Annotated in this window: 8 protein-coding genes; 4 read left to right on the forward strand and 4 right to left on the reverse strand. The window is 72.5% G+C overall.

The features are described 5' to 3' along the window. Nucleotides 1-16: 16 nt before the first annotated feature. From sucB to DE149_RS08015, 3 genes are all read right to left on the reverse strand, one after another. The gene (gene sucB / locus DE149_RS08005) at nt 17-1,882 is read right to left on the reverse strand and encodes a 2-oxoglutarate dehydrogenase, E2 component, dihydrolipoamide succinyltransferase (RefSeq protein ID WP_036336936.1); all 1,866 of its coding nucleotides are present in this window, start codon (nt 1,880-1,882) and stop codon (nt 17-19) included. Nucleotides 1,883-1,980: 98 nt separating this feature from the next. Then, nucleotides 1,981-3,360 (reverse strand): dihydrolipoyl dehydrogenase, encoded by a 1,380-nt coding sequence (lpdA, locus tag DE149_RS08010; RefSeq protein WP_036336938.1) that lies wholly within the window; start codon nt 3,358-3,360, stop codon nt 1,981-1,983. A gap of 115 nt (nt 3,361-3,475) precedes the next feature. Further along, nucleotides 3,476-5,008 carry a leucyl aminopeptidase gene (locus DE149_RS08015; RefSeq protein ID WP_113914303.1) on the reverse strand — a complete coding sequence of 511 codons (1,533 nt, stop codon included), beginning with the start codon at nt 5,006-5,008 and terminating at the stop codon, nt 3,476-3,478. 233 nt (nt 5,009-5,241) lie between these two features. On the opposite strand from DE149_RS08015, the gene DE149_RS08020 reads away from it, so the two are divergent. The 3 genes from DE149_RS08020 to DE149_RS08030 all read left to right on the forward strand — a co-directional run bounded on the left by DE149_RS08020 (nt 5,242) and on the right by DE149_RS08030 (nt 9,019). Continuing rightward, nucleotides 5,242-6,198 (forward strand): PAC2 family protein, encoded by a 957-nt coding sequence (locus tag DE149_RS08020; protein WP_036336980.1) that lies wholly within the window; start codon nt 5,242-5,244, stop codon nt 6,196-6,198. 36 nt (nt 6,199-6,234) lie between these two features. Beyond that, entirely contained in the window at nt 6,235-7,293 is a 1,059-nt protein-coding gene (locus DE149_RS08025; RefSeq protein ID WP_113914304.1) for a DUF4192 family protein, read from the forward strand. 160 nt (nt 7,294-7,453) lie between these two features. Beyond that, nucleotides 7,454-9,019, forward strand: a complete 1,566-nt coding sequence (locus DE149_RS08030; protein WP_205805457.1) for an RNA polymerase sigma factor — start codon at nt 7,454-7,456, stop codon at nt 9,017-9,019. Between the two features lie 65 nt (nt 9,020-9,084). On the opposite strand, the gene DE149_RS08035 is transcribed toward DE149_RS08030, so the two are convergent. Next, entirely contained in the window at nt 9,085-9,294 is a 210-nt protein-coding gene (locus DE149_RS08035) for a hypothetical protein (protein ID WP_113914305.1), read from the reverse strand. A 251-nt stretch (nt 9,295-9,545) separates the two neighbouring features. On the opposite strand from DE149_RS08035, the gene DE149_RS08040 reads away from it, so the two are divergent. Further along, nucleotides 9,546-11,651 (forward strand): type IIA DNA topoisomerase subunit B, encoded by a 2,106-nt coding sequence (locus DE149_RS08040; protein ID WP_113914306.1) that lies wholly within the window; start codon nt 9,546-9,548, stop codon nt 11,649-11,651. Nucleotides 11,652-11,771: the final 120 nt, after the last annotated feature.

An 11,771-nucleotide genomic window follows, 5' to 3' on the forward strand; every position in this document is an offset into this window, starting at 1 on the left:
TCCTTCTCCCTTTCCGTCAGAGACCCAGCTCGTTGGCGAACTCGCCGCCCTCGAGACGCTGACGCAGCGTCGTCAGGAAGCGGCCCGCGTCGGCCCCGTCCACCAGGCGGTGGTCGTAGGTCAGGGACAGGTACATCATGTGGCGGATGGCGATCGAGTCGTTGCCGTCCGCGTCGGTCACCACCATGGGGCGCTTCACGATCGCACCGGTGCCCAGGATCGCGACCTGCGGCTGGTTGATGATCGGCGTGTCGAACAGCGCGCCCACGGAGCCGATGTTCGTGATCGAGAACGTGCCGCCCGAGAGCTCGTCCGGCGAGATCTTGTTCGTGCGGGTGCGCTCGGCCACGTCGGCGATCTTCTGGGCGAGGCCCGTCAGGTTCAGGGAGCCGGCGTCCTTGATGACGGGCACCAGCAGCCCCTTCTCCGTGTCCACGGCGATCGCGATGTCCTCGGACGCGTGGTACGTGATCTCCTTGTTGTCCTCGGAGAACGACGCGTTCAGCTTGGGGTGCTGCTTGAGGGCCTCGGCGACCGCCTTGGTGATGAACGGCAGGTACGTCAGGTTCACGCCGGCCTGCTGCTGGAAGGAGGCCTTGGCCTTCTTGCGCAGCTGCACGATGCGGGTGACGTCCACCTCGTGCACCTGGGTCAGCTGGGCGGACAGGTCGAGGGACTCGCGCATGCGCTGGGCGATGACCTGGCGGATGCGCGGCGCCTTCTCCACCTCGCCGCGGACCGAGGGGTCCACGGAGGAGCTCGCGGCCGGGGCGGACGCAGCGGCCGGGGCGGACGACGGGGCGGCAGCCTCGGAGGCCTGCTCGGCCGGAGCCTCGGACCCGCCCGCGGCGGCCTGCGAGGCCAGCGCGGCGGCGAGCACGTCCTGCTTGCGGATGCGGCCGCCGACGCCCGTGCCGCGGACCGTGGACAGGTCCACGTTGTTCTGGTGGGCCAGGCGGCGCACCAGCGGGGTCACGTAGCCCTGGCCGGGCTCGGTGGCGGAGGGCGCCTCGGCGGACTCGGCCTGCGCGGAGTCGCGCTCAGCGGACTCGCGCCGGGAGGCCTCCTCGGACGGAGACGCCTCCGGCGTCTTCTCCGACTTCTCGGCGCCGGCGGCCTCGGCGGCCTCCTCGGTCTCCTCGGGGGCCTCGGCCTCGGTCGCCTTGTCCTCGATCTCCTCGGCGGACGCCTCGTCCTGACCGGAGGAGCCCTCCGACGGGGCGGAGCCGCCGCCGGCGGAGCCGGAGCCGACGAGTGCGAGGACGGCGCCCACCTCGACGGTGTCGTCCTCCTCCGCACGGATCTCCAGGAGGGTGCCCGCCACGGGGGAGGGGATCTCGGTGTCGACCTTGTCGGTGGAGACCTCGAGCAGCGGCTCGTCGACCTCGACCTCGTCGCCGACGGACTTCAGCCAGCGGGTCACGGTGCCCTCGGTCACGGACTCGCCCAGCGCGGGCAGGGTGACCTCGGAGGCCTCGCCGCCGGCCGACGGGGCCCCGTCCGAGCCCTGGTCGGTGGAGGCGCGCTCCTCCGGAGCCGGCTCGCCTGCGGGCTCCTGCTGGGCGTCGTCCTGCTGCGCCTCCTCGACGGCGGGCTCCTCGGCCGCGGCGTCGTCCTCCGACGCGTCGGCGGAGCCGCCGCCGGAGCCGTCGCCGATCGTGGCCAGCGGGGCGCCGACCTCGACCGTGTCGTCCTCCTCGACCAGGATCTCCTCGAGCACGCCGGCCACGGGGGACGGGATCTCGGTGTCGACCTTGTCGGTGGAGACCTCCACCAGGGGCTCGTCGACGGCGACCTCGTCGCCGACGGCCTTGAGCCAGCGGGTCACGGTGCCCTCGGTGACGGATTCGCCCAGGGCGGGCAGGTTCACGGTTTCAGACATGGTTCCGATGCTCCTCATGAGGGGTGGGCGCCGGGGGCGCCCACCCGGGGTTGCGAGGTGGGCCCGACGCACGGACCCGGGATGGTCAGTGCGGTGGGTCAGCTGTGCAGCGGGTGGCCGAACAGGGCCATGGCGGCCTCGCCCAGGGCCTCGTTCTGCGTGGGGTGCGCGTGCACGAACTGGGCGACGTCCTCGGGGTAGGCCTCCCAGTTCACGATGAGCTGCGCCTCGCCGATCTGCTCGCCGATGCGCTTGCCGATGCCGTGCACGCCCACGATCGGGCCGTTCTTCTGGCGGATCATCTTGATGATGCCGCCGGTGCCGAGGATCGAGGACTTGCCGTTGCCGGCCAGGTTGTACTCGGCGACCTCGACGTTGTCCTTGCCGAACTTCTCCTCCGCCTTGGGCTGGGTGTAGCCCACGGACATGATCTCCGGCTCGGTGAAGGTGACCTTCGGGATGTTGATGTCCTCGACGACCATCGGCTTGTTGCCGGCGATCTCCTCGGCCACGAAGATGCCCTGCTGGAAGCCGCGGTGCGCCAGCTGCAGACCGGGAACGATGTCGCCCACGGCGTAGATGTTGCCGACGCCGGTGTGCAGACGCTCGTCGGTGAGGACGAAGCCGCGGTCCATCTTGACGCCCTGCTCCTCGTAGCCGAGGCCCTCGGTGTTCGGGCCGCGGCCGACGGCGACGAGGCAGACCTCGGCCTCGAACTCCTTGCCGTCCGCGAGGGTCACCTTGACGCCCGAGTCGGTCTCCTCGACCTTGTCGAAGAACGTGCCCAGGTTGGTCTTGATGCCCTTCTTCTTGAACTCGCGCTCGAGGACCTTGATGATCGCCGGGTCCTCGTTGGGGACCAGGGTCTTCAGGCCCTCGATGATGGTGACGTCGACGCCGAAGGAGTTCCACAGGGACGCGAACTCGGAGCCGATGACACCGCCGCCGAGCACGATGGCCGACTTCGGGGTGTAGTCCAGCTCGAGGGCCTCCGTGGAGGTCATGATCTTCTTGGAGATGGGCAGGCCCATGGTCTTGGCCACGGAGCCGGAGGCCAGCACGATGTTCTCCGCCGTGTAACGGGTGCCGTCAACCTCGACCTCGTTCTTCGAGACGAGCTTGCCCTCGCCCTCGATGACCTGGACCTTGCGCATCTTCAGCAGGCCGGCCAGGCCCTTGTGCTTGCCGGCGACGATGCCGTCCTTGTAGTCGCGCACCTTCGCCATGTCCACGGACTCGAGGGTCGCGTTGACGCCGAACTTGGCGGCGTTGCGGGTCTCATCGGCCACCTCGGCGGCGTGCAGGTAGGCCTTCGTGGGGATGCAGCCCCAGTGCAGGCAGGTGCCGCCGACCTTGGACTTCTCCACGAGGGCGACGGACTTGCCGTACTGCACGGAACGCAGGGCTGCGGCGTACCCGGCGGAGCCACCGCCGAGGACGAGGACGTCGAATTCCTGAGCGGTTGCCTTGTCGGCCACGGTGTTGCTCCTTGGTGCTGGGGTCGGTGGATCGTGGTGGTGGTGCGTCACCGCCACCCCCGGCCGTCGGCGGCGGGCCGCGCGGCCGGGGACGCGGTGGACATCGGGACCAACCTTACCGGGCACGCCCCTCGATGAGACCCACCAGGGTCCGCACCATCACGCCGGTGGCGTCCTGCGGGGTGTAGCCGTACGCGGCCGACTCGTTGAAGGAGGGGCCGGCGATGTCGAGGTGGGCCCAGGGGGTCCGTGCGGCGGCGTCGCCCTCCGACCGTCCGGCGTCGACGAATTCGCGCAGGAAGGTGGCGGCGGTCATCATGCCGCCGAAGCGATCGCCCATGTTGGAGATGTCCGCGACGCGCGAAGTGAGCGAGGCGCGCAGCTGCTCCGGCAGGGGCATGCCCCACGCGAGCTCCCCGGCCGCGTCGGCCGCGGCGACGACCTCGTCGCGCAGCGCGTCGTCACCCATGACGCCCGTGTGGCGCACGCCGAGGGCGACCAGCTGGGCACCGGTGAGGGTGGCCACGTCGAGCACCGCGTCGGGTCGCTCGTCGGTGGCCGCCACGAGGGCGTCGGCCATGACGACGCGGCCCTCGGCGTCCGTGTTCATGACCTCCACGGTCTTGCCGCCGTACATCGTGATGACGTCGGACGGGCGGATGGCGGTGCCCGAGGGCATGTTCTCGGCCAGCGCCAGCCAGCCGGTCACCTTCACAGGGACGTCCAGGGCCGCGGCGGCGCGCACGACGGCGAAGACGGTGGCGGCGCCGGCCATGTCCGACTTCATCGTCATCATCGAGGCGGCGGGCTTCAGCGAGATGCCGCCCGTGTCGAAGGTGATGCCCTTGCCCACCAGCGCGATGTGCGCGGCGGCGTCGGCCGGCGCGTGCTCGATGCGCACGAGCCGCGGCGGGCGGGAGGAGCCCTGGCCGATCGCGAGGATGCCGCCGAAGCCCTCGGCGCGCAGGCGGTCCTCGTCCCACACGTCCACGCTCACGGACGAGTCCGCGAGGTCCTCCGCGACGGCGTCCGCGAACGTGGCCGGGTAGAGGTGCGAGGGGGCCGTGTTCACCAGGTCGCGCACGGCGCAGACCGAGTCGCCCACGACGGCGGCCCGGCGCAGCACGGGGTCGGCGTCCGCGGCGGCGAGCGGGGTGACGACCTCGACCTCGCGGACGGGACGGGACGTGTCCGTCTCGGCGCGGGCGCGCTCGGACTTCTGGGCGGTGAAGGCGTACGCGCCCAGGACGGCGCCCTCGGCGACGGCGGCCAGTCGGGCCGGGGTGTCGGCCGGCAGGGCCAGGGCCACGGCGTCGGTGCCGGCCAGGGAGCGCACGGCAGCCCCGGCGGCGCGGCGCAGGGACTCGTCCGCGGCCTCGCCGTCGTCGTCCAGACCGCCGACGCCGGCCAGGACCAGCAGCGGCACTGGCACGCCGCCCAGGCCCGGCAGGCGATGGACCTCGTCCTCGGCGCCCCGCACGCCCAGCAGCTCGAACGAGGCCTCGAGGGCGGTGGCCGCCTCGGCCGGCAGCGCGTCCGTCAGGAGCACGGGGCCGTCCGGGCCGGTGCCCACCCCCACCACGAGGGCGGAGGCGGTCAAGTCCTCCAGGGCGCGGGCGGTCAGGGTCGGGCGGTCCAGGGTGATCACGGACGGGCCTCTCTTCCGGGGGTGGGGGATGCGCCCGGCGGGGTGGGCCGGGCCGTCCCGCGTCATCCTAGCCAGAGGGCTCGCGCGCCCGTCCAGGGCGCGCGGGCGCGGAATAGGAGGGTGCCGTGCCGTGGTTGACTGACGCCAGAGGACAGGGAGGGATCCGCGTCCGCCGCCATCCGGGCGGCGGGGACGGCTCTCCCGCAGACGGACCACCGGAAGGGGAACGAGACGTGCAGGACGCCGCGCCGCTGTACACCCGTCATGAGGGGGCGCCCGTGCCCCCCGGCCTGGGCATGCTCGTGGCCCTGACCGGGCACATGGACGCGGGCCGGGTCGCTCGGCAGGTGCGGGCCGCGCTGCACGAGCACCTGACCCATCGGACCGTCGTCTCCTTCGACGTCGACTCGATGTTCGACTACCGCGCCCGGCGTCCCCGGCTCCGGTTCGACCGGGACCGCTACCGTGATCTGCGCCTGCCCGCGCTCGAGGTGCAGCTGGTCGAGGACCTGCTCGGCCACCCCTTCCTGCTGCTGTCCGGCCCCGAGCCGGACTTCCGGTGGCAGGCGGTGACGGAGGCCGTGCTCGGCCTCGCGCAGGAGTGGGAGGTGGACTCGCTCACCTTCCTCGACGCGGCCCCGCTGCCCGTGCCGCACACGCGGCGGCTCGGGGTCACGACGCACGGGTCCCGCGCCGATGCCGTCGAGGGGCTGTCCACCTGGAGCCCGCAGGCGGACATCGTCGCGGGGCTGCTGCAGATGCTCGAGCTGCGCGCCGAGGAGGCGGACCTGCCGACGGCGGGCTACACCGTCCATGTGCCGCACTACGTGGCCGAGGCGTCCTTCCCCCAGGCGGCCGTGGCCGCGCTCGAGTACGCGGGGGCCGCCATGGGGCTCATGCTGCCCTCGGACGACCTGCGAGACGCCTCGCGGGACATCGAGGCCGAGCTGGAGCGCCAGGTCTCCGGGTCCGGGGAGATCCAGCAGATGATCGCCGGCCTGGAGCGCAACTACGACCAGAACGCCGAGGACCAGGAGCGGTCGCTGCTGGAGACCGAGCAGGGCCTGCCCGACGGGGACGAACTCGCCTCCGCCGTCGAGGCGTACCTCGCCGCGCGGGACGCCGGCGGCGGGTCCGCTCCTGCACAGGAGGACGGACCCGGCCGTCCGTCCACCGGCGACGGGGACTGATCCCACCGCGGGCGCCCGGTCGGCCAGGGTGGCGGCATGGAAGCCCCCACCTCACTCGACGTCCCCGTCCTGCCGGCCCGCGGCCCGGAGGACCTGCTCGCCTACGTCGGCCACGCCCTCGGGCGGTTGCCCGAGGGCAGCCTGGTCCTCCTCACCCTGCGCGACGGGCGCCTGCGCGCCGTGGTGCGGGTCGACCTGCCTCCCGAGGAGGTCGACGTCGGCGCCTGGGCCTGCGCCGTGGCCGAGGTGTGCCGGCGGGACGCAGCCGCGGACGCGACGCTCTGCCTCGCGCTGCCGGACGGCGCCCGGGCCACGCTCGCCCGTCCCGGCTGGGCCGCGGCGCTCGACGACGCCCTGGCGTCCGCGGGTCGCCCCCTGGCCGCGGCCTGGACGTGCGCGCACGGACGGGCGCGCCCCTGGTGGGGGAGCAGCATCGCCGAGGAGGGCACCCTCGACCCCCGAGCCGCGCCGCTGTCCCTGCACCTGATGACCCGCGGTTCGGTCTGGGACCGCGCGGCGGTGTCCGACCCGGTCCCGCGTCGTGGTCCCGCCGCGGCCCGGCCCGACGACGCGCGGTGGCGGCCGCCCGAGCAGGACGCGCCCCCGGCACGCCGCGCGTGGCTGGCGCAGTGGGAGTCGGTGCTGACCGGCGCGGCTCGTGACCGCGGCGCGCCCGCACCGGCCGTGCTGGGCTCGCCGCTGACGCGTCCGGCCTGGCGCGACGGCCTGCTGCTCCATGCCGCCGCGCCGTCCGGCGCGGCCACGGGGGATCCGGGGGACGAGGAACGGATCCTCACCGCGGCCTCGGGCCGGGCGCCGGCCTGGGATCGGCTGGACGCCCTGCGGGCGGGGCTGCGCGCGCTCGTGCCCGTCGCGACGCCGGCCGTGGCGGCTCAGGCCCTGGCGCTGGCCGGGTGGGTCGGCTGGGCCCGCGGCCACGGCTCCGACGCGGACGCCCACCTGACCGCGGCGGCGGCGCTGAGTCCCGGCGACCCGTTCGTCTCCGTCCTGCGACGCATCGTGGCCGCGGGGTGCGTCGCAGGCTGGGCGACCGACCCGGCCACCGCGTGGCGGCCCGACGGTGGCCGCCCATGAGAGAATGATGCGGCTTCACGACGGCACGGCCGACCGCAGCCCGTTTCCCGGGTTCGGAATAGATCGGTCTCAGCCGTCGTTGGCACTCACGGACCCTGCAGTCGGCGGGCCCGGACGACGTCGGTCGTCCGAGGCCGCGACTTGACAGGGTCACGTGTCTATGGACTGCAAGGATCCGCGGGTGGCCGCGGACGAGACGGAAAGGCCTCGAGTGACCACTTCGACGACCAGCGGTGTGCAGGACGGCAAGGAGACCACTGCCTCCGAGGCCACGACCACGCGCACCCGCTCCACGGCAGCCAAGAAGTCGGCAGCCAAGAAGTCGGCAGCCACGAAGAGCGCCACGACCAAGGGCGCCACGACGCGGACGACCGCGACGAAGTCGGCGGCGACCAAGACCGCTGCCACGCCGACGGCCAAGAAGAAGGCGACCCGGAAGCCCACCGCGGCCAAGACCACCGCCACGGCCAAGACCACCGCCGCGAAGAAGACCGCCACGACCGGGGGCAAGAAGGCCACCGCGTCCGCCGCCTCCGCCGAGCAGGCCGAGGACGACGAGGAGCTCGTCCAGGCGCGCGAGCGCACCGAGGCCGCGGACGCCGTCGAGGAGGACGTGGTGGCGGACGAGACCGCCACCGAAGACTCTGATGATGAGGACGCGGACGGCTCGGACGCTCCGGAGCGTCCGGCGATGGACGCGGAGGCCGTGACCGGCACGACGGCCGCCACAGGCCAGAAGGTGGCCCAGTCCAAGGGCGCGTTCGTCATGGACGACTCCGAGGACGACGCCCCGGTGCAGCAGGTGGTCGTGGCGGGCGCCACGGCGGACCCGGTGAAGGACTACCTGAAGCAGATCGGCAAGGTCGCCCTGCTCAACGCCGAGCAGGAGGTGGACCTGGCCATGCGCATCGAGGCCGGCCTCTACGCCGAGCACGTCGTGCAGCACGAGGCCTCCGACGACTACCGCGAGCGCCGGGACATCCAGCTGATCATCGCGGACGGGCGCAAGGCCAAGAACCACCTGCTCGAGGCCAACCTGCGTCTGGTGGTCTCCCTGGCCAAGCGCTACACCGGTCGCGGCATGCTGTTCCTGGACCTCATCCAGGAGGGCAACCTCGGCCTGATCCGCGCCGTCGAGAAGTTCGACTACACCAAGGGCTTCAAGTTCTCCACGTATGCCACGTGGTGGATCCGTCAGGCCATCACCCGCGCCATGGCGGACCAGGCCCGCACCATCCGCATCCCGGTGCACATGGTGGAGGTCATCAACAAGCTGGCCCGCGTGCAGCGGCAGATGCTCCAGGACCTCGGCCGCGAGCCCACCCCGGAGGAGCTGGCCAAGGAGCTGGACATGACCCCGGAGAAGGTCGTGGAGGTGCAGAAGTACGGCCGCGAGCCCATCTCCCTGCACACCCCGCTCGGCGAGGACGGCGACTCCGAGTTCGGCGACCTGATCGAGGACTCCGAGGCCGTCGTGCCCGCGGACGCCGTCTCCTTCACGCTGCTCCAGGAGCAGCTGCACTCGGTGCTCGACACGCTCTCCGAGCGCGAGGCCGGTGTCGTCGCCATGCGCTTCGGCCTGACCGACGGACAGCCCAAGACGCTGGATGAGATCGGCAAGGTCTATGGAGTGACGCGCGAGCGGATCCGCCAGATCGAGTCGAAGACCATGTCCAAGCTGCGTCACCCCTCCCGCTCGCAGGTGCTCCGGGACTACCTGGACTGAGTCGGAGCGGCATGACGAAGGGCCGGACCCCCGCGGGGGTCCGGCCCTTCGTCATGCCGGGCGCCTCAGGCGCCGGCGGTGAGGCGGTCCGTCTCGTCCTGCCACAGTGCGGTCTGGGGACGCAGCGCGTCCTCGACGGCGCGGGCGTGGTGGGCGCAGAACTGGAGGGCACCGCCGGAGTGCAGCACGGCGCGGACGTAGGCCTGCGCGCCGCAGCGGTCGCAGCGGTCGGAACGGGTGAGGGCGGCCGGCTCGGCCACGGCGGTGATGGACATGGTGTCCTCCTCGGGTCTCTCGGGGCTGGAGGGCGACGACGCCGGTGGGGCGGGCCGGTCCTCCTCTTGTCCCATGGAACAGCAAGGATGGCAGGGAACTTCCCCGCGCGCCCGCCCCGCACCCGCGTTTCGCCACCCGCGTACGCAAGCGCCCGGGCCGGGCGGCCCGGGAGGTCCGGCTCGGATCCTGGCGTGTCCGGCCCGCGGAGTAGGCTGGACCGGCCGCCGTCGTCCACCGAAAGGCCCGCCCCGTGCCCGCGAACACCGAGTACAACGCCCGCCACCTCTCCGTGCTGGAGGGGCTCGAGGCCGTCCGCAAGCGGCCGGGCATGTACATCGGCTCCACCGATTCCCGCGGCCTCATGCACTGCCTCTGGGAGATCATCGACAACTCGGTGGACGAGGCCCTGGCCGGCTTCGGGCAGTCGATCGAGATCACCCTGCATCCGGACGGCTCCGTCGAGGTCGAGGACAACGGGCGCGGCATCCCCGTGGATGTGGAGCCGCGCACCGGCCTGTCCGGCGTCGAGGTGGTGTTCACCAAGCTCCACGCCGGCGGCAAGTTCGGCGGCGGTTCCTACGCCGCCTCGGGTGGTCTGCACGGCGTGGGCGCGTCGGTGGTCAACGCCCTGTCCTCGCGCCTGGACGTGCAGGTGCTGCGCGGCGGCAAGGTCCATCAGATGTCGTTCCGGCGCGGCGAGCCGGGCCGCTTCCAGGACGGGTCGCGCCCGTCGCCGGACGCCCCGTTCGAGCCGTCCACGGACGCCTCGCCGCTGGACGTCGTCGGGAAGGCCAAGCGCGGGCAGACCGGCACGCGCGTGCGCTACTGGGCGGACGAGCAGATCTTCGTGAAGGATGCGACGTTCTCCGCCGAGGAGCTCCAGGCGCGGGCGCGCCAGACCGCCTACCTGATCCCGGGCCTGCGGATCACGGTCAAGGACCTGCGCCGCCGACCCGGCACGCCCGGCGCCGACGGCCCTGTCGAGGAGGTCTTCCAGTACGACGGCGGCATCTCCGAGTTCGTGGAGCACCTCACGCCCGCCACCCCGGTGACGGACGTGTGGCGGATCCAGGGCTCCGGCACCTTCAAGGAGCGGGTCCCGGTGCTCGGAGAGGACGGGCGCACCTCCATGCAGGATGTGCAGCGCACGTGCGAGGTGGACGTCGCCCTGCGCTGGGACGTCGGCTACGACACCGTGTTCCGGTCCTTCGTGAACATCATCGCCACACCCAAGGGCGGCACCCACCAGTCCGGGTTCGAGGCGGCCCTGCTGAAGGCGTTCCGCGCCCAGGTGGAGGCCAACGCGCGCCGGCTCAAGGCCGGGTCGGACAAGGTGGAGAAGGACGACGTGCTGGCCGGCATGACCGCCGTCCTGACGGTCCGGCTCGCCGAGCCGCAGTTCGAGGGACAGACCAAGGAGATCCTCGGCACCTCCGCGGTGCGGCGGATCGTCTCCCAGGTGGTGGAGAAGCAGCTGACCGCCCGCTTCACCTCCACGGCCCGTGCCCAGAAGCAGCAGGTGCACACGCTGCTGGAGAAGGTCGTCGCGGAGATGAAGTCGCGCATCTCCGCGCGCACCCACAAGGAGAACCAGCGGCGCAAGAACGCCCTGGAGACCTCGACGATGCCGGCCAAGCTGGCGGACTGCCGCAGCAACGACGTCGCCTCCTCCGAGCTGTTCATCGTCGAGGGCGACTCGGCGCTCGGCACCGCCAAGCTGGCCCGGTCCTCCGACTTCCAGGCCCTGCTGCCGATCCGGGGCAAGATCCTGAACGTGCAGAAGGCCTCCGTCTCGGACATCCTGGCCAACGCCGAGTGCGCGGCGCTGATCCAGGTCGTCGGGGGCGGCGCGGGGCGCAGCTTCGACCTGGATGCGGCCCGCTACGGCAAGGTCGTGCTGATGACAGACGCGGACGTGGACGGTGCCCACATCCGCACCCTCCTGCTGACGCTCTTCTTCCGCTACATGCGGCCCATGGTCGAGGCCGGGCGCGTGTACGCGGCCGTCCCGCCGCTGCACCGGATCGAGGCGGTGACCCGCGGCGTCAAGGAACGCGAGGTCATCTACACGTACTCGGAGCAGGAGCTCCACGCGACGCTCGCCCGCCTGGAGCGGGAGGGCCGCTCGTACCGCGAGCCGATCCAGCGCTACAAGGGCCTGGGCGAGATGGACGCGGACCAGCTGGCCGAGACCACCATGGACCCGCGCCACCGCATGCTCCGCCGCGTGAACATCGCCGAGGTGGAGGCCGCCGAGCGCGTCTTCGACCTGCTCATGGGCTCCGCGGTGGCCCCGCGCAAGGACTTCATCGTCTCCCACGCCGACGAGCTGGACCGCGAGCGCATCGACGCCTGACCCCCCACTTTCGTTCGGGAAACGGCGGCCCCAGGAGCGTCGTCGTTCGGGAAACGGCGGGCACCGAGGCGACGGCGGCGCAGTCGCCGCCGTTTCCCGAACGAAAGCGGCGTGACCCGC

This window comes from Micrococcus sp. KT16 (assembly GCF_003315015.1).
In the GTDB taxonomy this organism is placed as follows: Bacteria; Actinomycetota; Actinomycetes; order Actinomycetales; family Micrococcaceae; genus Micrococcus; species Micrococcus luteus.

Coding starts and splice junctions, on each gene's coding strand:
- sucB (WP_036336936.1), bottom strand. CDS start 1,882: ATGTCTGAAACCGTGAACCTGCCCGCCCTGGGCGAATCCGTCACCGAG.
- DE149_RS08025 (WP_113914304.1), top strand. CDS start 6,235: ATGGAAGCCCCCACCTCACTCGACGTCCCCGTCCTGCCGGCCCGCGGC.
- DE149_RS08030 (WP_205805457.1), top strand. CDS start 7,454: ATGGACTGCAAGGATCCGCGGGTGGCCGCGGACGAGACGGAAAGGCCT.
- DE149_RS08035 (WP_113914305.1), bottom strand. CDS start 9,294: ATGTCCATCACCGCCGTGGCCGAGCCGGCCGCCCTCACCCGTTCCGAC.